The sequence below is a fragment of the Mesorhizobium sp. WSM4306 genome, assembly GCF_007003975.1.
Taxonomy (GTDB): Bacteria; Pseudomonadota; Alphaproteobacteria; order Rhizobiales; family Rhizobiaceae; genus Mesorhizobium.
This window is the reverse complement of sequence record NZ_VFTC01000006.1, coordinates 124,357-147,948: the sequence shown is the minus strand read 5'-3', so window position 1 is coordinate 147,948 and position 23,592 is coordinate 124,357. Positions and strand designations below refer to the sequence as shown.

Annotated in this window: 18 protein-coding genes; 11 read left to right on the top strand and 7 right to left on the bottom strand. The window is 62.3% G+C overall.

Annotated features, from left to right (window positions below; all coding sequences use genetic code 11):
• Window positions 1-97: 97 nt before the first annotated feature.
• Window positions 98-721, bottom strand: a complete 624-nt coding sequence (locus FJV77_RS10310) for a class I SAM-dependent methyltransferase (RefSeq protein ID WP_142866701.1) — start codon at window positions 719-721, stop codon at window positions 98-100.
• Between the two features lie 507 nt (window positions 722-1,228).
• Between FJV77_RS10310 and FJV77_RS10305 the strand changes: the two genes are divergently transcribed.
• The 3 genes from FJV77_RS10305 (at window position 1,229) to FJV77_RS10295 (ending at window position 4,848) form a co-directional block, all read left to right on the top strand.
• Window positions 1,229-3,217 (top strand): nucleoside-diphosphate sugar epimerase/dehydratase, encoded by a 1,989-nt coding sequence (locus FJV77_RS10305; protein WP_185970266.1) that lies wholly within the window; start codon window positions 1,229-1,231, stop codon window positions 3,215-3,217.
• 138 nt (window positions 3,218-3,355) lie between these two features.
• Window positions 3,356-4,288, top strand: coding sequence for a glycosyltransferase family 2 protein (locus FJV77_RS10300; protein WP_142866700.1), 933 nt, complete (start codon window positions 3,356-3,358; stop codon window positions 4,286-4,288).
• A gap of 17 nt (window positions 4,289-4,305) precedes the next feature.
• Entirely contained in the window at window positions 4,306-4,848 is a 543-nt protein-coding gene (locus tag FJV77_RS10295) for a sugar transferase (protein ID WP_142866699.1), read from the top strand.
• On the opposite strand, the gene FJV77_RS10290 is transcribed toward FJV77_RS10295, so the two are convergent.
• Window positions 4,836-5,789: an NAD-dependent epimerase/dehydratase family protein gene (locus FJV77_RS10290; protein WP_142866698.1), complete on the bottom strand. Its 954-nt coding sequence runs from the start codon at window positions 5,787-5,789 to the stop codon at window positions 4,836-4,838. The two genes, FJV77_RS10295 and FJV77_RS10290, sit on opposite strands and share 13 nt — an antisense overlap.
• On the bottom strand, window positions 5,786-7,069 hold the full coding sequence (locus FJV77_RS10285; protein WP_142866697.1) for an O-antigen ligase: 1,284 nt from the start codon (window positions 7,067-7,069) through the stop codon (window positions 5,786-5,788). Before FJV77_RS10285 ends, FJV77_RS10290 begins: the two co-directional genes overlap by 4 nt.
• A gap of 473 nt (window positions 7,070-7,542) precedes the next feature.
• Between FJV77_RS10285 and cysD the strand changes: the two genes are divergently transcribed.
• Genes cysD through cysQ form a run of 3 tightly spaced genes read left to right on the top strand, consistent with a single transcriptional unit; the run spans window position 7,543 to window position 11,190 of the window.
• The gene (gene cysD / locus FJV77_RS10280) at window positions 7,543-8,448 is read left to right on the top strand and encodes a sulfate adenylyltransferase subunit CysD (RefSeq protein ID WP_142866696.1); all 906 of its coding nucleotides are present in this window, start codon (window positions 7,543-7,545) and stop codon (window positions 8,446-8,448) included.
• Window positions 8,449-8,450: 2 nt separating this feature from the next.
• Window positions 8,451-10,388 (top strand): sulfate adenylyltransferase subunit CysN, encoded by a 1,938-nt coding sequence (gene cysN / locus FJV77_RS10275; RefSeq protein ID WP_185970265.1) that lies wholly within the window; start codon window positions 8,451-8,453, stop codon window positions 10,386-10,388.
• Window positions 10,389-10,398: 10 nt separating this feature from the next.
• Window positions 10,399-11,190 (top strand): 3'(2'),5'-bisphosphate nucleotidase CysQ, encoded by a 792-nt coding sequence (cysQ, locus tag FJV77_RS10270; protein ID WP_185970272.1) that lies wholly within the window; start codon window positions 10,399-10,401, stop codon window positions 11,188-11,190.
• A 157-nt stretch (window positions 11,191-11,347) separates the two neighbouring features.
• On the opposite strand, the gene FJV77_RS10265 is transcribed toward cysQ, so the two are convergent.
• From FJV77_RS10265 to FJV77_RS10250, 4 genes are all read right to left on the bottom strand, one after another.
• A complete protein-coding gene (locus tag FJV77_RS10265) occupies window positions 11,348-12,490 on the bottom strand; it encodes a DegT/DnrJ/EryC1/StrS aminotransferase family protein (RefSeq protein WP_142866693.1) in 1,143 nt (380 codons plus the stop codon).
• Window positions 12,491-12,786: 296 nt separating this feature from the next.
• The gene (locus FJV77_RS10260) at window positions 12,787-13,710 is read right to left on the bottom strand and encodes a carbohydrate kinase (protein ID WP_142866692.1); all 924 of its coding nucleotides are present in this window, start codon (window positions 13,708-13,710) and stop codon (window positions 12,787-12,789) included.
• Window positions 13,707-14,153, bottom strand: coding sequence for an RbsD/FucU family protein (locus FJV77_RS10255; RefSeq protein ID WP_142866691.1), 447 nt, complete (start codon window positions 14,151-14,153; stop codon window positions 13,707-13,709). Before FJV77_RS10255 ends, FJV77_RS10260 begins: the two co-directional genes overlap by 4 nt.
• The gene (locus tag FJV77_RS10250) at window positions 14,154-15,380 is read right to left on the bottom strand and encodes an ROK family transcriptional regulator (protein WP_142866690.1); all 1,227 of its coding nucleotides are present in this window, start codon (window positions 15,378-15,380) and stop codon (window positions 14,154-14,156) included. It abuts the gene before it with no gap.
• A 225-nt stretch (window positions 15,381-15,605) separates the two neighbouring features.
• Between FJV77_RS10250 and FJV77_RS10245 the strand changes: the two genes are divergently transcribed.
• The 5 genes from FJV77_RS10245 (at window position 15,606) to glgB (ending at window position 23,522) form a co-directional block, all read left to right on the top strand.
• Complete coding sequence (locus tag FJV77_RS10245) at window positions 15,606-16,622, top strand: sugar ABC transporter substrate-binding protein (protein ID WP_162712299.1); 1,017 nt, start codon at window positions 15,606-15,608, stop codon at window positions 16,620-16,622.
• Between the two features lie 157 nt (window positions 16,623-16,779).
• Entirely contained in the window at window positions 16,780-17,841 is a 1,062-nt protein-coding gene (locus tag FJV77_RS10240; protein WP_142866689.1) for an ABC transporter permease, read from the top strand.
• A gap of 2 nt (window positions 17,842-17,843) precedes the next feature.
• The gene (locus tag FJV77_RS10235) at window positions 17,844-18,626 is read left to right on the top strand and encodes an ATP-binding cassette domain-containing protein (RefSeq protein ID WP_185970264.1); all 783 of its coding nucleotides are present in this window, start codon (window positions 17,844-17,846) and stop codon (window positions 18,624-18,626) included.
• 142 nt (window positions 18,627-18,768) lie between these two features.
• Window positions 18,769-21,231, top strand: a complete 2,463-nt coding sequence (locus FJV77_RS10230) for a glycogen/starch/alpha-glucan phosphorylase (RefSeq protein WP_142866688.1) — start codon at window positions 18,769-18,771, stop codon at window positions 21,229-21,231.
• A gap of 77 nt (window positions 21,232-21,308) precedes the next feature.
• On the top strand, window positions 21,309-23,522 hold the full coding sequence (gene glgB / locus FJV77_RS10225; protein ID WP_142866687.1) for a 1,4-alpha-glucan branching protein GlgB: 2,214 nt from the start codon (window positions 21,309-21,311) through the stop codon (window positions 23,520-23,522).
• The last annotated feature ends 70 nt before the right edge of the window (window positions 23,523-23,592 follow it).

The window sequence follows — 23,592 nt, the reverse complement described above, 5'->3', positions numbered from 1 at the left end:
GCGGGTGACGAAGGTTGCACGATTTGGATGGGCGCTGCGTGATGTGCATACAATCCGTGACTGCGGAGCGCATTAGCCAATTCGCGCTTAGCAATTGTCAAGAAAGGCGCGTGACAATGTATGCCTGCCCCCCGGAGCGAAGGCTAACGGCCTCAATGTCGCCTAGGTCCCTTGGCCCTATGGCGCGGATAACTTTCCGAATGAGAGCATCTGAATATCGTCGGTGTAAAAACTGAACGCCGCCAATCGTCTCGTAATTTTCCTCTATTTCCTGTTCGTCGCTTGGCCAAGTTGTGAAGATGCACGTCTTCCGCGTGACACGAAGCAATTCAGCTACGAACTGGTCTATCTCAGGAATATGGCCGAGCACCTCGAAACACAGAACCACATCGAATTCCTGATCTCTGAAAGCAAGATCATAACCATCTCCTAAAATAAATTCGCCTTCTGGGAAATTGCTTATCGCTTTCTCTAGCATTTTTATAGATGAGTCGATACCAATATATCTGGAATCGCTAAGTATACTATTGGCAAGTTTTTCGTAAATCAGGCCGGTACCGCAGCCAACTTCGAGAATGGAAGGTGCAGGGGAATCAGCATGGTGCGATACTATGTTGACTAGCTCTTCGCGATGAGCATCTTCGGTTGGGGAATTCTGCCAGATCGACTGAATTTCGTCTGCAATTCCACCAACATCCCAATTGTCCCAAGCTCGAATCATGGTCACTTCCTCTGATTAAAGTGTCTGGTCGACGAGCCTCAGCTAGCCAGTAATCTAGGATTTATCAGGGCATGGCTTCCCACATAGGTGCCGGTCGCATGGAACGCGGATTGTCTCCGGCCGACTTGGCATATAGTATCTGGCGTTGGCTCGCCTCGAGCCTTTGGTTGCGGCTCCGGTCCCGCGATATGCTTCACAGACGGCGGGTTGGGGCATGAGATCTCGAAATATCGACCGTTCCATCGCCGGTATCATAGCGATCGAGGGCCGACGCATCCACGGGCTGGCTTGAGATCATTCCTCAAAAGAGTGCATGTTTGAGCGTCCGATACCCCAACCGGACGTGCCGCCAAAAAAATGTCTGGCGATACCCCCGACTCCGCGCTATGCGATACGGGCAGCGGGGGCTGGGGATTTGCACTCTAATAAATGGTGGATGGCGGATGATTTCTGGTCGACCACTACGTTAGTGTCCAAGTCCTTGCGCCTGGAGTTCAGTACTACCCAATGACATCCTATGTAGAAGTCGTGTCCGGACTTCGGCCGAAGATGCGGCGCGCCATTATAATGATCCAGGACCTGGTCATGGTCCTGGTCGCGGTGGCGCTGAGTCTCGGGCTTTCGCAGTCGAGACTTTCATTCGATGCGCTCTCCTGGCCGGGCCTGGCGTGCTGGGTGAGCATTGTTCTTCTCAGCCATCTCTTGTTTCGCTATTGCGGTCTCTACAACACCGTGTGGCGCTTCGCCTCGACGCCGGACTTCTTCAACATCCTGAAGAGCTGCGCGATCCTGACCGTCACGCTCTATGTCGTCTCGCTGGCGGTTCGATCGTTTCAGCCGGTGACCGGCCTCAACGAGCGTCAGTTCATCGTCTTTTTCCTGGTCTCCTTCACCATCATATCGGCGCCTCGGCTCTACTACCGCTTCCTGCGCGACGGGGCGAGCTGGCGAATCCTGAGCCGCAATGCAAACAATGTGGCGATCAAGCAGGCGCTGTTCGTCGGCAGGTTCGGCGAGGCAGACGTCATCATCCGGTTCACGCGGACGGCACAGCCGGCCGAGTATTCCATTGCCGGGATCATGGCCATCGAGAACGGCGCGCCGCTGGGCACGCAGATCCAGGGCGTCCCGGTGGTGGCCGTGCGGCCTCGCCTGGTTGAGGTCCTGGAAGAATATGCAAGAGGCACCAAAAGCCTCGACATGCTGATTTTCGGCAATGGCACCGAACGCGAGATCGAGGAGTATTCGGAGCTGGTCCGTGTCGCCCGTCACAGCGGCATCGCCGTCGTCCAGTTCTCCGGCGTCTCGGAGCTCGGGAAGGGCGGAAAGCTGGTTCTCGACGCTGTCGAAATGGAAACCATCCTGCGCCGCTCCACGGTTCCGTCGGACGTTGAGCGCATTGGCGGCTTCGTTAGCGGCAAGCGCGTCCTGGTGACTGGCGGCGCCGGCTCCATCGGTCGCATCCTGGTCAAGCGGTCGCTGGAACTTGGCGCCGAGGCGGTTCTGGTCGCCGATATCTCGGAGTTCGGGATTTTCCAGCTCGACCAGCAGGTCGACGAAAAGGATCATGCCCGGCTCAAGAGCCGCATCGTCGATGTCACCGACCGGCGCCAGATCACCCGCGTCGTCAGCGATTTCAAGCCCGACATCATCTTCCACGCCGCCGCGCTCAAACATGTGCCGCTGCTCGAGGAGAACTGGGAATCGGCGATCCAGACCAACATTTTGGGCACTCTCGTCTGCGCCGAGGTTGCCGCCAAATGCGGGGTGCCGCAGTTCCTGCTGATTTCCAGCGACAAGGCGGTCGACCCGACCTCGGTGCTCGGCATGACAAAACGCGCCGCCGAGCAGATCGTCTCTTCGCTGCACGAAACGCACGCCACCGAACCCAATGGCCGTCGCTCCGGCACCAAGTTCATCGCCGTGCGGTTCGGCAATGTCTTCGGCTCCAACGGTTCGGTCGCCACCATCTTCCAGGCGCAGATCGAGGCCGGCGGTCCGGTCACCATCACCGATCGCCGCATGACCCGCTACTTCATGACGGTGGCCGAAGCCGTCGACCTCGTCATCATGTCGGCAGCCGATGCCGAGCGGCGCCAGGGCAAGGACGATTACGCCATCTACATGCTCGACATGGGCAAGCCGGTGCCGATCCTCGAAGTCGCCGAAACCATGATCCGCATGGCCGGCAAAAGCCCCTACACCGACATTCCGATCCGCTTCACCGGGATCAGGCCGGGCGAGAAGCTTCACGAGGTGCTGCATGGCGGCAATGAGGAGATTGTCGCGCTCGACATCCCCAAGATCTTCGGCCTGCGAACCGATGTCGTGGGATGGCCCAGGGTCCAGGCGGCGCTGACATCGCTGCAGGCGGCCATGCGCGACCAGGACAAGGCCGCCGCGCTCGCCGTCATGGCCGGGCTCCATCAGGCCGAACAGCCTCAAGCCGACGCGCGCCGCGAAAGCATTGCGAAAACAGTCGGGCAAGCCGGTTAGAGCAATTCCGGGAAAAGCGTGTAGCGCTTTCCCTGAGAAACTGCGTACAAACAAACATGCTGTCCTGATCGACCGGGATTGGCTATTTGAAACCAATCCGATGGCCGTTCCCAGGCGCTTGCAGATGATTCTGAACCAGTGAGCAGACAAGATCAGCGCGTGGCCGTGCTGCTGGGCACAAAAGATGGCGCGGCTTTCCTTGACGAGCAGCTCGCATCGCTGCTTGCGCAGTCGCATCCTCTTGTCGACCTCTGGGTCTCCGACGACGGTTCGACGGATGGCACTTCTGCCATCATCGGCGCCTGGCAGAGCCGCTGGTCCAAGGGTCGGCTGACCCTGTCGAACGGTCCTCGCCAGGGCTTTGCAGCCAACTTCCGCTCGATGATCGTCGATGCGCGCATCGATGCCGACTACTACGCCTTCTGCGACCAGGACGACATCTGGGAGCCGGACAGGCTGGAGAGCGCTATTGCCTGGATGCAAGGGCACGATGCCGAAACACCGCTGCTGTTTTGCTCGAGGACCGCGACCATGTCCGAAACCGGAGCAGCGCAAGGCTATTCGCCGCTGTTCCTAAAGCCGCCGTCGTTTCGAAATGCGCTCGTGCAGAGCATTGCCGGCGGCAACACCATGATGATCAACCGCACGGCGCGAAAATTACTGGCAAAAGCATCGGCAAGGACCGAGTTCGTCAGTCATGACTGGTGGACCTATCTGATCGTCACCGCCGCCGGCGGCATTGTCCGTTATGACCCGCAGCCGCTGGTGCGCTACCGCCAGCATGAGGCAAACCTGGTCGGCGCCAACGTATCGTGGAGGGCGCGGCTGTCGCGGTTGGGGCGCCTGTTCAAGGGCGAGTTCGCCGTCTGGACCGATCACAATCTGAGCGGCTTGGCGGTCAACCGCGACATCCTCTCCAGGGATGCCGCCGCCTGCCTCGGCCTGTTCATCAGGGCGCGCAAGGGCGGTGTCCTGCGACGCCTGCGTCTTCTCAGAAAAAGCGGCGTCTACCGGCAGACGCTGGCTGGTACGCTTGGGCTCTATCTGGCCTTCATCTGGCGGCGGATCTAGAGCATGCAGAGAAGGCCATGAGAGGACCCAAGCGAGTTTTCGACCTCGTGGTGGCGGCGGTCGTCTTGCCGCTGACCTCGCCCGTCATCCTGCTTGCCATGCTGGCAATCAGGCTGTCGTCGCCTGGACCCGCATTGTTTTCGCAAACCCGGGTCGGACAGCATGGCGCTCTGTTTCGCTGCCACAAATTGAGGACGATGGTTGTGGGAACGCCGTCTCTTCCCTCACATCAGGCGCCGGCAAACTCCGTCACCGCCGCCGGCGCGGTGCTGCGAAAATTCAAGATCGACGAGTTGCCGCAGCTGTGGAATGTGCTCAACGGCGAGATGAGCATGGTCGGACCACGTCCGTGTCTGCCCACGCAAACGGAATTGATCGAACGCCGTAGGCAATTGGGTGTTCTTGCGGCGCTTCCGGGCATTACCGGGCTGGCGCAGATGAAAGGCATCGACATGTCCGACCCGAAACTTTGCGCCGAGACCGATGCCGAATATCTCAGGATGGCCGCGATCGGCCTCGATGTCCGCATTCTTGTGGGTACGATCTTCTACCGGGGTTGAGCAGCGCCGGATTTATAGCGGCGCGCAAGCTCGGTCAGTTGTTCGAGCGTGTCGGTCCGCAGCGCCCAGCCTTCGGATACCAGCAGGGATGGATCGCATATCTGCGTTGCTGTCATCGCTTCCCATGCCTTGGCCTTGCCAATCAACACCAGCACTGCCCGCATCAGCCCGGCAGGCACCCTAGACAGCCGCAATGTGTAGCCAAAACCGTCCCGGAACGCCCCGATGATCGCCGAGACCGGCAGAGGAGGGAGGTCGCAGGCGACATAGATGGGGCGAAGCGGCTGCTGACGGCTCAACAGATACACCGCAGTCCGCGCCGCCGCCTCGCATAACATCAGCGATCGTACGCCGCTGAAGACCGCCGCCGGCAGCGACAAGGCCATAGGCATGCCGCCCAGGCGCATCAGGTACGCCAGGTTTCCCTTCATGCCTTCGCCATAGATCGGCGGCAGGCGCAGCGCCGTGGCATCGGCAGGTCTGGACGCATAGGCTTCCAGCGTCCTGATCTCGCCTTCGCGTTTCGAGCGCCCATAGGCGCATTGCGGGGCTGGCGGCGTCGCCTCGCTGATCGTCCCACTGAAACCGGGACCGACTACTGCCCGGATCGAAGACAGATAGATGAAGCGCCCGCTTGCCCGCCATGCGGCCGCGCGCGCCAACTGGGCGGTCAGTTTCGCGTTGGCGGCCATAAAATCGGCCTCGCTCGCCTTGCGGTCATTGTTGAGCGCCGCGCAGTGGACGACATGGGTGATATCTCGCATCAGCGCCTGGAATGCCTGGGCTGGCGCGTCGAAGTCCGGCAGCAGCACGGCATCGTTCGCGCGATCGAGCTGTTTTGGGTGACGCGATGCCATGCGCACCTCGAACCCGGCTTCGCGAAGCTGGCTGACGACCTGCCGGCCGACGAAACCCGTCGCGCCTGTGACCAGCACTTTCATCGCTGGCTTGCCTGCGGCGTCGAGGCCAGTTCCGGCAACGCCTGTTGCCGGCCCGAAGCAAGGTAGGTCCCGGACACCAGGAACACCATCAGTGTCGAATCGAGGATGTCGTGGCCGACCAGGATGCCGGTCAGTCCGCCGATGAGATAGGTGATCACGGTAACGACAATCATCGTGGCGCCGAACCGCTCGATCGCATCGGTGCTGGTGCGCAGCACGATGGCCGCATTTCTTGCGGCAACGACGAAAACAGCCGCGAGCGTAATGGCGCCAAGCAGCCCGGCCTCCACCAAGGCGGTCAGGAAGCCATTGTGAAAATGGCTGAAGCCAACGGACGGCATGTTGAACTGATTGTGGAATCCATCCTTTATCAGGTCACGGCTCGCAGCAATGCCATGACCGAAAATCGGCATGTCATGGAAGGCGCCGAGGCCGATCTGCCAAAGTGCTGCGCGCAAGCCGAGCGCGGTTGTGTGGTCACCCTTCGTGGCGAGCGCATCCCAGTCGCTGAACAGGAAAGCCGCGCGCTCGGAAATGATGGGGAGACCGACGACAGCGATGACGATGACGGTCGCGCCCGCAATCAGCAAAAGGCGAATGGCGTTTCTGTTGTTGAGCTTGCGACGGTTGATCAGCAGGACGGCGATGCCGGCCACCAGCATTGCCAGCCAGATGATCCGCGACCCCGAATAGAGGATGGCGACCGTCCCGGCCAGCGCCGCGCAGGCCAGCAAGGCTTTGTTCTTTTCGATGCCAGACAAGGCGCCCGCAAGGCACATCATCACACTGAGGCAGGTGACCGTTGCAAACACGATCGCATTACCGGCGCCGCCTTCAGCCCGCATGCCCAGCCAGTAATATTGCACGATCGCCAGCAGCAGGGCGCCAAAGCAGGCGGCAGCACTGGCCAGCACGATGATGCGCGTCAGCGTGGCTTTCTCGGTAATGCTCCAGGTCGCGTATGAGACGGGGAAAAACAGGAAGGTGATCAGCCCCGCCAGATGCGGCGCGTCCCTGGCGATCGAATTGTTGACGATGGAGGCGAGGACGCAGGCTGCGCAATAGGCATAGATGGCCACCGTCACCGCGGTCATCGGCCGGTCTATGTTGAAACGCCGTCTTTTCAGCGCCAGCAAAAGCACCGACCACAGGCCGCCGCCATTGTAGACAAAGCTGACCGCCGACCCCAGCACCGGCGGGCAGAAGAAGCACAGAATGGAGAAGGCGATGTTGATCCGTGACGGCGAGGCGTACTGCTTGGTGGCGGAAATCAGGGTCAATGCTGTGGTTCACAATGCGCTGGGGTCGCTTGGCGACGGACGGTGTTTTGGCGGCGACTTTTTTGCAGCATCCCGCCTGGCGCGGGTCCAGGAGCCGGTATAGCGGCTGGGTCCGGGTTTCGATAGTGCGGCGAGGATCTTGCAGCCATCGAAATCGGTGGCGTGGCCGCATCGCATAGCGGAAGCATCCACCGGCCGACCGTTTTCCCGAGGGTTCCGCCACGATTTTTCACGGCCTTGAGGGCTATCAATCTGCCGGGCAGAAATTTTCGGATTCCGGGCTTTTCATGGAAAATTCGTTCCTTATCGGCTTGGCCGCCGGCCTTTCCAGCGTTGTTATATCAGGTGGCGATCTGCTAGAACGCCGGCACGAACCGATAGTGTCCAGCGGTGAAGCTTGAACCGGGCGGCTGAAAAGACGCCCGATCCATCTGATGCAAGGTCTGGATGGCACGAGAGAACGCTCACAGTCCATGAACATCGCGCTTACGCATTTGCAGCGGCTCGAGGCCGAATCCATCCACATCTTCCGTGAGGTTGCTGCCTCCTTCTCCAAGCCGGTGATGCTCTATTCCGTTGGCAAGGATTCCTCCGTGCTGATGCATCTGGCGATGAAGGCCTTTTATCCGGCCAAGCCGCCTTTTCCCTTCTTGCATGTCGACACCACCTGGAAGTTCCGCGAGATGATCGCCTTTCGCGATCAGATGGCGCAGAAGCTCGGTTTCGACCTGCTTGTCCACGTCAATGAAGACGGCGTGCGCGACGGCATCAATCCCTTCGACCACGGCTCCAACACCCACACCCATGTGATGAAGACCGTGGCGTTGCGGCAGGCGCTCGACAAATACGGTTTCGACGCCGCCTTCGGCGGAGCGCGGCGCGACGAAGAGAAGTCGCGCGCCAAGGAGCGCATCTTTTCCTTCCGCAACGCCCAGCATGTCTGGGACCCGAAGAACCAGCGGCCGGAAATGTGGAAGATCTTCAACACCCGCATCGCGCCGGGCGAATCGATCCGCGTCTTTCCGCTGTCGAACTGGACCGAACTCGACATCTGGCAGTACATTCTGCAGGAGAACATTCCGATCGTGCCGCTCTATTTCGCCAAGGAGCGGCCGGTGGTCGAACGCGACGGCATGCTAATCCTCAAGGACGATGACCGCATGGCGCTGCGCCCCGGCGAGACGGTGGAGAACCGCCTGGTGCGCTTCCGCACCCTCGGCTGCTATCCGCTGACCGGCGCTATCGAATCCGACGCCGACACGCTGGAAGCCATTGTCGGCGAGATGCTGACGGCGCGCACCTCCGAGCGCCAGGGCCGCCTCATCGATCGCGATGAAGCCGGCTCGATGGAAAAGAAGAAGCGCGAGGGGTATTTCTGAGTATGCGCCACATCCTGGCCAAGAGCCTCGCCCCCACCGATGGCATCCGCGAATACATGGCGGCGCAGGAGAAGAAGTCGCTGCTGCGCTTCCTCACCTGCGGCTCGGTCGACGACGGCAAGTCGACGCTGATCGGCCGCCTTCTGTCCGACACCAAGCAGATCTTCGAGGATCAGCTCGCCGCGCTCGAGCGCGATTCCCGCAAGCACGGCACGACGGGAGACGACATCGACTTCGCGCTTCTGGTCGACGGCCTCGAGGCCGAGCGCGAGCAAGGCATCACCATCGACGTCGCCTATCGCTTCTTCGCCACGCCCAAGCGCAAGTTCATCGTCGCCGACACGCCCGGCCACGAACAATACACCCGCAACATGGCGACCGGCGCTTCGACCGCGGATCTCGCCATCGTGTTGATCGATGCGCGCCAGGGCGTGCTGCGCCAGACCCGGCGCCACTCGATCATCGCCTCGCTGCTCGGCATCCGCCACATCGTGCTGGCCGTCAACAAGATCGATCTCGTCGGTTTCGACCAGGCGGTGTTCGATCGCATCGTCGAAGACTACGGCCAATTCTCGCGCGAGCTCGGCTTCCAGACGATCGTGAAGATCCCGATGTCGGCCCGTTATGGTGACAATGTCACCAGCCGCTCGGACAAGACAGCGTGGTATTCCGGCCCGACGCTGATCGAGCATCTCGAAACCGTTTCGGTCGACGAAGCCGCGGTCGAACTGCCGTTCCGGTTCCCGGTGCAGTATGTCAACCGGCCCAATCTCGACTTCCGCGGCTTTGCCGGCACGATTGCCTCCGGCTCGGTTGCGCCCGGCGACGAGGTTGTCGTCGCAAAATCCGGCAAGGCCTCGCGGGTCAAGCGCATCGTCGCGCACGGCGGCGATCTCGCTCAGGCCGTCGCCGGCCAGGCCATCACCCTTGTGCTCGACGACGAGGTCGAGGTCTCCAGAGGCAACTTGCTGGTGTCACCCGCGGCACGGCCGCAGGTCGCCGATCAATTCGCCGCCAACATCGTCTGGTTCGATGAGGCAGCGCTGTTGCCGGGCCGCTCCTACATTCTGCGTACCGAGACCGACCAGACCAGCGCTACCGTCACCGATCTGAAATATCGCGTCAATGTCAACGACTTCGCGCGTGAAGCGGCAAAGTCGCTCGACATGAACGAAGTCGGCATTTGCAACATCTCGACCCGGGCGCCGATCGCCTTCGACACCTTCGCCGACAACCGCACCACCGGCGCCTTCATCCTGATCGACCGCATCTCAAACGCCACGGTCGGCGCCGGCATGATCTTGCATACGCTGCGCCGCGCCGAAAACATCCACTGGCAGTCGCTCGATGTCGGCAAGCGCGGCCGCTCCGACCTGAAGAGCCAACGCCCCGCCATATTCTGGTTCACCGGGCTTTCCGGTTCGGGCAAGTCGACCATCGCCAACCTCCTTGAGAAGAAACTGTTCGCCTCGGGGCGCCACACCTACATTCTCGACGGCGACAATGTCCGCCACGGCCTCAACCGCGATCTCGGTTTCACCGACGCCGACCGGGTCGAAAACATCCGCCGCGTCGCCGAAGTCGCCAAGCTCATGGCCGATGCCGGGCTGATCGTCATCGTCTCCTTCATCTCGCCGTTCAGCGCCGAACGCCGCATGGCGCGCGAGTTGATGGCCGACGGCGAGTTCGTCGAGGTGTTCGTCGATACGCCGTTCGAGGAATGCGCCCGGCGCGACCCGAAGGGCCTTTACGCGCGGGCGCTGAATGGCGAGATCAAGAACTTCACCGGCGTCGATTCACCGTATGAAGCCCCGGAAAAACCGGAAATCCATCTTAAGACACTCGGCAAGACGGCCGAGGAGATGGTAGAGGCTCTGGAACACTGGCTGAACGAGCGCGACATTGCCGAAGACCAATATGACAGCGGCGGCGGCATCTGACGACGAGGTGATGCTGGCCGTATTCGAGCGCCTGGCGCTCGATGCAGGACGCGAGGTGATGCGGGTCTTCAAGGACGGCTGCGCGGTCGACAAAAAAGCCGACTCCTCGCCGGTGACGGAAGCCGATCGCGAGAGCGAGACCATCATCCTTACCGGCCTGCGTGCGGCCTTTCCCGAGATCCCTTGCGTCGCCGAGGAAGAGGTCGCCGCCGGCATCCTGCCGCCCGATCTCGACGACGCCTTCTTCCTGATCGATCCGCTCGACGGCACCAAGGAATTCATCAACCGCAGGACCGATTTCACCGTCAACATCGCGCTTGTCCGGCATGGTGTGCCGGAGATCGGCGTTGTCTTCGCGCCCTGCAGCGGGCGGTTCTTCTCTGGACGGCCGGGCAAGGCCGAAGCAATCGAGGTCGACGACGACTACCGGATCGTCGGCCGCGGGCGAATTTCGGTCAGGACGGCGGTGACGCCGCTCGCCGTCGTTGCCAGCCGCTCGCACAACACGCCGGAGACCGAAGCCTTTATCAGGGATCTCGGCTCCGCCGAGATCGTCTCGGTCGGCTCATCGCTGAAATTCTGCCTGCTCGCTGCCGCCGAAGCCGACATCTATCCGCGCTTTGGCCGCACCATGGAATGGGACACGGCGGCCGGCGACGCCGTGCTGCGCGCCGCCGGCGGCATGACGCGCACGTTGGACGGCAAGCCGCTCACCTATGGCAAGCGCAAGCAGAGCGACGATGCGGATTTCGCCAACCCGCATTTTATCGCCAGCGGGAAAGTGGCTGAGGCAAGCGCCTAATCTCCCCCCTTGAGGGGGAGATGTCGCCGAAGGCGACAGAGGGGGTCGGTTCGACCGGGCGCGACTTTCTTGCGACAGATGAAAGTCAGCGCTCCACGCGCGGCGACCCCTCTGGCCTGCCGGCCATCTCCCCCTCAAGGGGGGAGATTACGCAGCCCTAAGCCGCCGCGACATGCGCCGAGTTCGAGCCAATATAATTGCGGATCGTCTCGATGATGCGGTCCTGGTCGGCTTCGCTGAGATAGGGGTGCATCGGCAGGCATAGGATCCGCTTCGGCAGTTCCTCCGAAACGGCAAGCCCGGTCGGCGTGCGCGGATAGTCGCGGTAGGCGACCTGCTCGTGCAGCGGCTTCACATAATAGATCACCGACGGAATGCCCTTTTCGCCGAGATGCGCCCGCAAGCCGTCACGCTTCGGCGTCTCGATGGCATATTGCGCCCAGGCCGAGCGGCCGCCACCCAGATTGCGCGACGCCTTGACGATGTCGCCGAGGCCTTCGGCATAGCGCTTGGCCACCGCCTGGCGGGCGACCATCTCGTCTTCGAGGATGGCAAGCTTTTCGATCAGGATCGCCGCCTGGATCGTGTCGAGGCGTGAATTGATGCCGACGCGGACATTGTCGTACTGCGTTTCGCCCTTGCCGTGGAAGGCAAACGATCTGAGCTGGTCGGCCAGCGCGTCGTCATTGGTGAACATTGCGCCGCCATCGCCGTAGCAGCCGAGCGGCTTGGCCGGATAGAAGCTGGTCGAGCCGACATGGCCGAAGGCGCCGCACATTGTGCCGTCGGCCGAGCCGCCGATCGACTGCGCCGCATCCTCGATCACCAGCAGGCCTTCGCGCTTGGCAATCGCCATGATCGCCTCGTAGTCGGCGGCAAGTCCGAACAAATCGACCGGAATGATCGCCTTCGGCTTCAGCCTTCCTTCCTTCTTGATCATCGCGATCGCCGCCTCGAGGCTGGCGATGTCGATGTTGTAGGTCTCGGCGTCGACATCGACGAACACCGGTTCGGCCTTGGCCAACGCCACCACTTCCGCCGTTGCCGCGAAGGTGAAGCTCGGCACGAACACCGCGTCGCCCGGGCCGATGCCGGCGGCAAACAGCGGTAACAGCAGCGCGTCGGTGCCGTTGGCGCAGGCCACGACATGCTTGGTGCCGATATAGGCGGCGAGCTTGTTTTCGAATTCGGTGACCTGCGGCCCGAGGATGTATCGGCCCTCTTCGACGACATTGTCGATCGCGGCCTTCAGCCGGTCGCGGATACGTTCGCGCTGCGCGCCAAGATCGATGAACTGCATGTCGGCCTCAAAACGGTAATGCGCGCGGGTCCCGGGGACAACGATACGCGCAGAAACAACAACTTAACCGGCCCGCTGGTACCAGAGTTGGGCCGGTCGAGAAAGCCGGACCGGCCAGGCGGCCGGCAGCCGAGGTGTCGCAGCCTGTTACCTCAGGTTTTTGCCGCGCTGCAGCAAGATGCCGGAAATCCGGGCTTTCCAGGACGTGGCGTGGCTAATTTATCGCGCCTTTCCGGCTCGCGGAAACATAAAGTGATCGGCTCTCATGGGCGGCTAGCGGCCGGATAAAGTGTGGATCAGGCGATTTCATGCCGCCAGGGTGGATTGGCGCCGGCCCGCGACACCGTCACCGCCGCCGCCTTGGCGCCAAGCGCCAGTGCCTGGCGGACGGCGTCTTCGGAAAGACCGCCGATAGCGGCCTTGGTGAGCAGGCCCTGTTCGTGCAGCGAGGCCAGAATGCCGGCATTGAAAGTGTCGCCGGCGCCGACCGTATCGACCACCTCGACCTTGTCAGGCATCACCGTAACCATGTGCTCGCGGCTGTAGCCGACAGCGCCTTCGCTGCCATGGGTGACCACGATCAGCTTCGGGCCGCGGTCCAGCCAGTTGCGGATGACATCCTCATGCGAGCCGGCCTCACCGAACCAGTGCAAATCCTCATCCGACAGTTTCACGATGTCGGCCATCGCCATCATCGAGCGGATGCGACGCAAATGCTTGGCCTTGTCGGGGATGAAGTTCGGCCGGATGTTGGGATCGAGCATCATGACGCGGCGCTGGTGCTCGCGCTTCATGAATTCCTCGTAGGCAGCACCCGCCGGGTCTGAGATCAGGCTGATGGCGCCAAACAGCATGGCTTCGATCTCGGCCCCGAGTTCCGGCAGATCCTCTGTCGTCAGCATGCGCCCGGCGGTATTTTCGTCATAGAAAGTGTAGGTCGCCTGACCGTTGGTGAGCCGCACGAAGGCCAGCGTGGTGGGGCGAGGGGAGGTGTGCGCATAGGTGGAGCTGACCTTGCTTGCCCCCAGCGCCTCGCGGAACTGGCCGCCGAACAGATCCGACGACAGGCCGGAAAAGAAGCCGGCGGGGGCGCCGAGGCGGCCAAGCGCGATCGCCGTGTTGAACACCGCGCCGCCGACATAGGGCGCAAAGGCCGGTTCGCCCTGCGTGGTGGTGCGCGGCAGCATATCGATCAGGGCTTCGCCGCAGCAGAGGATCATGTCTCAGGACTTTCCGGCGGATAGATCACGCCTTTGCGGATGATGATGTTGGCGTAGAGCCTGGGTTCACCGGTCGCGACGATCGCATACGCCGACCGGACGCGTGAATAGAAGTCGGCGCCGGCCAGCGCAACCACCTTGCGGCCCGGAGCACGCTTGGTGCAGATCGCCTCGATCTCGCGGTGGACCGGATCAGCAACCGAGGGATCGCCTTTGACCGAGGCGCGAAACAGCGCTTCCGGCACGAAGTCGTCCACCGGCAGCACGCTCAATATGGCGTCGAGCACCGGTATCAGGTGATGACCGTCGGCTCGTACCAGCCGGTTTGCCTGTTCTTCCGCCGGGTAGTTGCCATCGACGAGCGCGATTTCGTCGCCATGACCCATGGCGCGCAAGGTCGCCAGAAGCTCCGGACCGAGCAGCGACGGAATACCGATCAGCATTCAGGTGCTCCTGGAAATCGTGGTCGAACCGATGAGGAAGCGTTCGGACAGCGGCAGGCTGGCGCCACCCAGTGCGCGGGCGTGGATGCCGACGGTGCCTTCGCGCACGTCCGGCAGCTTCAGGCCTTCGCCGTCGATCGTGCCGATCGCCTGCCTGACCGCATCGACAAGCCGGCGCCGCACCGCGAGCGGCATCCAGCCGTCGATCACGGCCGCCTCGAAATCGATCACCGAGGACGCCGCGACAATGGCGTAGGCAAGCGCCCGCGAGGCGCTGGCGATCCAGTCGTCCAGCTCGGCGCCGATGTCGCCCCATTCCTGCGGTGAGGTCCAGAGATAGGAGCCGTCGATGCCGCGCGCGCCGAGCGCCTTTTCCAGCATGGCGATCGAGGCGACGTCGATGAGCTGCGTCGGCTTGCCATCGGGTCCCGGCACCGGCATCGAGCCCAGCGCCCCGGCATTGCCGGTTGGTCCGCCGAACAGCCGGCCGTTGAGCACGATGCCGCCGCCGGCAAAGGCGCCGATGTAGAAATAGACGAAGTCGCGCACGCCGCCGGTTTGGCCGAACACCAGTTCGGCGCCGCAGGCTGACGTCGCGTCGTTCTGCAGATAGACCGGGAATTCGCATTGCGACTGGATGTCGGCGCGGATGTCGCGATGGCGCCATTCGTCCATGATGTCGCGCGGCGCACCCGCCGTATCGGCCCAGTTCCACAGTTCGAACGGCATGGCGATGCCGAGCCCGGCAATGCGCTTGTCCTGCGCCGGTGTCAGTTCGGCGCGCATCGTCTTCATGCCCGATGTAACGAACTCCACCGTCTCGCGTGGCGCCGGATAGCGGTAGGAGTGCTGCAGCATCGAGCGCACATGCCCAAGAAAATCGATCAGCACCAGTTCGGCGCTGCGGCGGCCGATCTTGAGGCCGATGAAGAAGGCGCCTTCGGGGTTCAGCGCCATCGGGATGGAAGGCTGGCCGATCTTGCCGCGCAACGGCGCCTGGCGCACCAGCAGGCTATCTTCTTCCAGTTCGCGCATGATGACCGACACGGTCTGCGCCGAAAGCCCGGTCATGCGCGCAATGTCTGATTTGGCCAGGCTGCCATGCTGGCGCACCAGCGACAGCACCAGCCGCTCATTGTGGTCGCGCATGCCGCTTTGGTTGGTGCCGCGGTGGAGACGGCTGGCGGCCGCCTCGGGCGAACCGTGCCTCGCAATGCCGGTCTCCACCCTTGTTCCTTCCCTTGGTTTATTCTTACTGCTTTTGCGGCAGAATGAGTGAACCACGCAATGCTGTCAATAATAAATAAGAGTGATTTAATTATTGACAGCCCCGGCCGACTGGTGTCTTTTGAGGGCGCGTCCACACTGGGAGAACTTCAGTGGATGCGCTCGAGATGCCGGTTGGCGGCATCCGCATGGTTCCATGGGAGGAAGATCGTGACCAAAGCATTATTGAAGTCCACCGTGTTCGCCGCGGCGGGCCTCGGCCTGATGGCGTTTGCTTCGACAGCATCGGCCGCCGGCGTCGGCGCCTGCCTGATTACCAAGACCGACACCAACCCCTTCTTCGTCAAGATGAAGGAGGGCGCGACCGCCAAGGCCAAGGAACTTGGCGTCGACCTCAAGACCTATGCCGGCAAGATCGACGGTGACAGCGAAAGCCAGGTGGCGGCGATCGAAAGCTGCATTGCCGACGGTGCCAAGGGCATCCTGATCACCGCGTCCGACACCAAGGGCATTGTACCGACGGTGAAGAAGGCTCGTGACGCCGGCCTGCTGGTGATTGCGCTCGACACCCCGCTTGACCCGATCGACGCGGCCGACGCGACCTTCGCGACGGACAATCTGGAAGCCGGCAAGCTGATCGGCGCCTGGGCTGCCGCGACCCTCGGCGACAAGGCCAAGGACGCCAAGATCGGCTTCCTCGACCTGACGCCGTCGCAGCCGACCGTCGACGTGCTGCGCGACCAGGGTTTCATGATGGGCTTCGGCATCGACGTGAAGGACCCTAACAAGATCGGCGATGAGGACGATGCGCGCATTGTCGGCCACGACGTCACCAACGGCAATGAGGAAGGCGGCCGCAAGGCGATGGAGAACCTTCTGCAGAAGGACAACACCATCAATGTCATCCACACCATCAACGAGCCTGCCGCTGTCGGCGCCTACCAGGCGCTCAAGGCTGTCGGTCTCGAAAGTCAGGTGCTGATCGTCTCGGTCGACGGCGGCTGCCCCGGCGTGAAGTCGGTCACCGAAGGCGTCATCGGCGCGACCTCGCAGCAATATCCGCTGCAGATGGCGGCACTCGGCATCGAGGCGATCGCGGCCTTCGCCAAGGACGGCACCAAGCCGAAGCCGACCGAAGGCAAGAACTTCTTCGACACCGGCGTCAACCTCGTCACCGACAAGCCTGCCAATGGCGTGAAGTCGATCGACACCAAGGAAGGCCTCGCCAAATGCTGGGGCTGATGGCTGGCTGAAAGCCAACAACAAGCTGACGGCCGGGGGCTTGATCCCCGGCCCCTTCGGGTGGACGATGCGCCACTGTAAACGCGAATAATCCCGGCAGCAGACCGGACAGGCGCGAGCGGGTGTCGGCATGGAGCTGAGGCCCAGGGGAGGAAACATGGTTCAGGCTCAGGAATTCGAAAAAGTTCTCTCGAGCAGCGATACAAGCGTTGCCGCGTTTGACGAGCACAAATCGGCGGTCAAACGCGTCCAGCATTTCCTGCACTCCACGCCGGCGGCGGTGCCGCTGATTGTGCTGGTCCTGTCGATCGCCATTTTCGGCATCGCCATCGGCGGACGTTTCTTTTCATCCTACACGCTGACGTTGATACTTCAGCAGATCGCCATCGTCGGCATCCTCGGTGCCGCGCAGACGCTGGTCATCCTGACCGCTGGCATCGACCTGTCGATCGGCGTGATCATGGTGATTTCGGCCGTGATCATGGGCAATTGCGCAGTCAGCTACGGTATGCCGGCTGTGCTCGCAGTGCCCATCGGACTTGCCGCAGGCGCTGCTTGCGGCCTGCTCAACGGCCTGCTGGTCGCCTACATGAAGCTGCCGCCGTTCATCGTCACGCTCGGCACCTGGAACATCGTCATGGCGACGAACTTCATCTATTCGGCCAACGAGACGATCCGCGACACCGACGTCGACACCCAGGCGCCGCTGCTGCATCTCTTTGCCCTGAGCTTCAAGGTCGGCACGGCGGTGCTGACACTCGGCGTCATCGCCACGGTCGTGCTGGTTTTGATCCTTTGGTACGTGCTCAACCACACGGCATGGGGCCGCCATGTCTACGCCGTTGGCGATGATCAGGAGGCGGCGAAGCTCTCTGGCATCCAGACCAAGAAGGTGTTGGTGACGGTCTACACCCTTGCCGGGCTGATCGCCGCTTTCGCTGCCTGGGTCTCCATCGGTCGCAACGGCTCGATCTCGCCGTCAGCCGCCGTCACCGACTACAATCTGCAGGCAATCACCGCGACGGTGATCGGCGGTATTTCCCTGTTCGGCGGACGCGGCTCAATCCTCGGCACGCTTTTCGGCGCGATGATCGTCGGTGTCGTCTCGATGGGCCTCAACATGCTGGGCGCCGATCCGCAATGGAAGGTGCTGCTGACCGGTGTGCTGATCATCGGCGCCGTGGCGATCGACCAATGGATCAGAAAGGTTTCGGCATAATCATGACCCAGGAACCCATCCTCACCGCGCGCGGCCTGATCAAGCGCTATGGCCGCGTCACCGCCCTCGACAATGCCGATTTCGACCTCTACCCGGGCGAGATCCTCGCCGTCATCGGTGACAACGGCGCCGGCAAATCATCGCTGATCAAGGCGATTTCCGGTGCCGCCGTGCCCGACGAGGGTGAGATCCGGCTTGAAGGCAAAGTCGTTGCCTTCAAATCGCCGATGGAAGCGCGCGAAGCCGGCATCGAGACGGTCTATCAGAACCTCGCTCTGTCGCCCGCGCTGTCGATCGCTGACAACATGTTTCTCGGCCGCGAGATCCGCAAGCCGGGTCCGCTCGGCAGCTGGTTTCGCATGCTCGACCGTCCGGCGATGGAAAAGCGCGCCCGCGACAAGCTCACCGAACTCGGGCTGATGACCATCCAGAATATCAGTCAGGCTGTGGAAACGCTTTCCGGCGGCCAGCGCCAGGGCGTGGCGGTGGCGCGCGCGGCGGCCTTCGGCAGCCGCGTGGTGATCATGGACGAGCCGACGGCGGCACTCGGCGTCAAGGAAAGCCGCCGCGTGCTCGAGCTGATCCTCGACGTCAAGAAACGCGGCCTGCCGATCGTGCTGATCTCGCACAACATGCCGCATGTCTTCGAAGTGGCCGACCGCATCCACATCCATCGGCTGGGACGTCGCCTTTGCGTCGTCGACCCCAAGCAGGTTTCGATGTCGGATGCCGTGGCGCTGATGACAGGCGCAATGAAGCCGCCGGAGGATGCGCTGGCGGCCTGATCCAGCGCAGCGGATAAATTGCCGCAGGGGGAACTGGCGGCATACCGATCTAAATCGATTGAATGTATGTTGCAATGCACTAGGTTGGGCTGGGACTGAGAGCGAAAGCCGGTATGATCGCAGCACGATCACGAGAGGCAGTATGACGCGAACAATGACAGCCAAAGCCCCTGTTCTCGAAATTCCCGATCCCAAGACGCTGGCCGACGAAGTCTTGCTTGCCCTCAAATACCGGGTCGGCAAGGGCACCAATGTCGCCACGCAATATGACTGGTTGACCGCCTCGATCAAGGTCGTGCGCGACCGCATCGTCGACCACTGGATGCAGGCGACGCAGGAGGCCTACGCCCAGCAGGAAAAGCGCGTCTATTACCTGTCGCTCGAATTCCTCATCGGCCGGCTGATGCGCGACGCCTTCTCCAATCTCGGCCTGATGGACAATATGCGCGAGGCGTTGAAGTCGCTGGGCGTCGACCTCGACCTCATCGCCGGGCTCGAGCCGGACGCCGCGCTCGGCAATGGCGGTCTCGGCCGGCTCGCCGCCTGCTTCATGGAAAGCATGGCGACTGTCGACATTCCCGCGCATGGCTACGGCATTCGCTACGCCAACGGCATGTTCCGCCAGGAAATCCATGACGGCTGGCAGGTCGAACTGCCCGAGACCTGGCTCGACCACGGCAACCCCTGGGAGTTCGAACGCCGCGAGCGCGCCTTCGAGGTCGGCTTCGGCGGTTCGGTGGAATCGATCACCTCCAAGGACGGAAGGCTTGAACGTCACGTCTGGAAGCCGACCGAGCATGTCCAGGCCGTCGCCTACGACACGCCGGTGGTCGGCTGGCGAGCCAACCGCGTCAACACGCTGCGGCTGTGGTCCGGCATGCCGATCGATCCGATCCTGCTCGACAAGTTCAACGCCGGCGACCACATCGGCGCCCTGGCCGAAAGCAACAAGGCCGATGCCTTGTCACGCGTGCTTTACCCCGCCGATTCCCACAAGGCAGGGCAGGAACTCAGGCTCCGCCAGGAATACTTCTTCTCCACCGCCTCGCTGCAAGACATCGTCCAGCGCCATCTCAGCCAGTATGGCGATCTTGTCTCGCTGCCCGACAAGGCGGCGATCCATCTCAACGACACCCATCCGGCGATCGCTGTGCCGGAGCTGATGCGCCTGCTGATGGACGTCCACGGCATGGATTTCGACCAGGCCTGGGACATCACCAAGCGCACCTTCGGCTACACCAACCACACGCTGCTGCCCGAGGCGCTGGAAAGCTGGCCGGTGCCGCTGTTCGAGCGGCTTTTGCCGCGCCACATGCAGATCGTCTACGCCATCAATGCGCAGGTGCTGCTCGAAGCGCGCGCCACCAACCAGTTCTCGGGTGAGCAGATCAGCCGCATCTCGCTGATCCAGGAAAATGGCGACCGTCGCGTGCGCATGGGCAATCTCGCCTTTGTCGGCTCGCACTCGATCAACGGCGTCTCGGCGCTGCATACCGAGCTGATGAAGGAGACGGTGTTTGCCGATCTCCACAAGCTCTATCCCGACCGTATCAACAACAAGACCAACGGCATCACGCCGCGGCGCTGGCTGATCCAGTGCAATCCAGGCCTCACCGCGCTTACCCGCGAGGCGATCGGCGACCGCTTCCTCGACAATATCGACGCCATCAAGGGGCTCGATGCCTTTGCCGACGACGCGGCTTTCCGCGACAAGTTCGCCGCCGTCAAGCGCTCCAACAAGGTCAAGCTCGCCAATCTCGTCGCCGACCGGCTCGGCATCAAGCTCGATCCGTCGGCGCTGTTCGACATCCAGGTCAAGCGCATCCACGAATACAAGCGCCAGCTGCTCAATATCCTGGAAGCCATCGCGCTTTACGACCAGATCCGCTCTCATCCCGAACGCGAGTGGATGCCACGCGTGAAGTTCTTTGGCGGCAAGGCCGCACCGAGCTACCACAACGCCAAGCTGATCATCAAACTCGCCAACGACGTCGCCAAGGTCATCAACAGCGACCCGTCGGTACGCGGCCTGCTGAAAGTGGTGTTCGTGCCGAACTACAATGTCAGCCTGGCCGAAGTGCTGATGCCGGCCGCCGACCTGTCCGAACAGATCTCGACCGCCGGCATGGAAGCGTCGGGCACCGGCAACATGAAGTTCGCCCTGAACGGCGCCTTGACCATCGGCACGCTTGACGGCGCCAATGTCGAGATCAAGGAGTGCGTCGGCGACGACAACATCTTCATCTTCGGCCTGACCACGGCCGAAGTCGCCGAGCGGCGCAGCAATGGCTACAACCCGCGCGCCGTGATCGAAGGGTCGCCGGAACTGGCGCAGGCTGTCGCCGCCGTCTCGTCGGGCGTGTTCTCGCCCGACCAGCCGGACCGCTACCGCGAGCTGATCGACGGTCTCTACAACACCGACTGGTTCATGGTTGCGGCCGATTTCGACGCCTATGCCGCTACCCAGCGCGATGTCGACGCCGTCTGGCGCAACAGTCCCGACTGGTACGCACGCGCCATCCGCAACGTTGCCCGCGTCGGCTGGTTCTCTTCCGATCGCACGATCCGCCAATATGCGAAAGAAATCTGGAACGTACCCGCCTGATATGATTGCATGAGGCCACGAACAATGGGTCTTATGCACAAGAACAAGAACTGGCTCCCCGGGAGGGAAATCGGCTGATGAGGAAACCGCGCGTGACCGCTGCGACAAGCGGGCCGGACGGGCTGGCACCAGCCGGCGATGTCGCGGCGATTGTTGCCGGTACGCATGGCGATCCCTTCGCGGTTCTGGGTGTGCATGAAGCCGGCAAGGGCTTCGTCGCCCGCTGTTTCGTGCCCAACGCCGAGTTCGTCACCGCCTACACGTTGACCGGCAAGGAGGTTGGCGAACTCTCACGTCGCGACGATGCCGGTTTTTTCGAGGGCAAGGTTTCGATCCGCAAACGCCAGCCGCTGCGCTATCACGCCAAAAATGCCGGCGGCGACTGGTGGCTGACCGATCCCTATTCCTTCGGCCCGGTGCTGGGCCCGATGGATGACTATTATATCGCCCAAGGGTCGCATCTCAGGCTGTTCGACAAGCTCGGCGCCCATCTCATCGACCATGAAGGCGCCTCGGGCGTGCATTTCGCCGTCTGGGCGCCCAATGCGCGCCGCGTCTCCGTGGTCGGCGATTTCAACGAATGGGATGGCCGCCGGCACACGATGCGCGACCGTCGTGACACCGGCATTTGGGAGCTGTTCATTCCCGACATCGGCGCCGGACGGCCCTACAAATACGAGATCATCGCCCCCGATGGCGTACGCCTGCCGCTCAAGGCCGATCCGTTTGCCTTCAAATCCGAGCTGCGCCCGGCCACCGCTTCGGTGACGGCGGTGCCGCCGGCGCATGAATGGGGCGACGATGCGCACCGCAGCTACTGGCGCAAGGCCGATCCGCGGCGCGAAGCCATATCGATCTACGAGGTCCATGCCGGGTCGTGGCAGCAGCACGATGACGGCAGCTTCCTGTCCTGGGACGAACTCGCCGACCAGCTGATCCCCTATGCCGTCGAAACCGGCTTCACCCACATCGAATTCCTGCCGATCTCCGAACATCCCTATGACCCGTCCTGGGGTTATCAGACAACTGGACTTTATGCCCCGTCGGCGCGCTTTGGCGACCCGGACGGCTTCGCCCGTTTCGTCGACGGTGCGCACCGCGCCGGCGTCGGCGTCATCCTCGACTGGGTGCCGGCGCATTTCCCGGTCGACGCGCATGGCCTGGCCAATTTCGACGGCACAGCGCTCTACGAGCATGCCGATCCGCGCAAGGGTTTCCACCCCGACTGGAACACCGCGATCTACAATTTCGGCCGCCGCGAGGTGGTGTCGTTCCTCGTCAACAATGCGCTGTTCTGGGCCGAGAAATACCATGTCGACGGTTTGCGCGTCGACGCGGTCGCCTCGATGCTCTACCTCGATTACTCACGCAAGGCCGGCGAATGGATCCCCAACGAGAAGGGCGGCCGCGAGAACCTCGAAGCGGTCTCCTTCCTCCAGAAGATGAACAAGGAGCTCTACGGCCACCATCCCGGCGTGATGACCATCGCCGAGGAATCGACCTCATGGCCAAAGGTCTCGGCGCCGGTGCATGAGGGCGGGCTGGGCTTCGGCTTCAAGTGGAACATGGGCTTCATGCACGACACGCTGGAGTATTTCGCCAAGGAGCCGATCTTCCGCAAGCACCATCACAACGACCTGACCTTCGGCCTGACCTACGCCTTTTCAGAGAATTTCGTGCTGCCGCTCTCTCACGACGAAGTCGTGCACGGCAAAGGCACGCTGCTCGGCAAGATGGCCGGCGACGACTGGCAGAAGTTTGCGACTTTGCGCGCCTTTTACGCCTTCATGTGGGGTTATCCCGGCAAGAAGCTGTTGTTCATGGGCCAGGAATTCGCCCAGCGCCGCGAGTGGAGCGAGGCGCGCGCGCTCGACTGGAACCTGCTCGACTCCCGCCCGCATCGCGGCGTCTGGCAGACGGTGCGCGACCTCAACTACCTCTACCGCTCGCGCCCGGCGCTACATGCGCGCGACTGCGAGCCGGACGGCTTTTCCTGGCTGATCGTCGACGACAAGGAAAACTCGGTCTTCGCCTGGCTGCGCAGTGCGCCGGATGGCAATCCCATCGCCGTTATTTCCAACTTCACGCCGGTGCCACGCGACAATTATCGCGTGCCGTTGCCCAAGGTCGGCAAATGGCGCGAAATCATCAACACAGACGCTTCGGACTATGGTGGTTCGGGCAAGGGCAATGGCGGCGTGGTCGAAGCCAGGGCGGAGGGAGGAGGCATTTCGGCAACGATGCTTTTGCCGCCGCTGTCGACGATCATGCTTGAACTCGTTGCGGACTAAATCCATCAACTCGCTGCGGCCTAGGTCCGTCAGCGCGTTGCGACTGAGCGATGCTCCAGACTGGTAATTT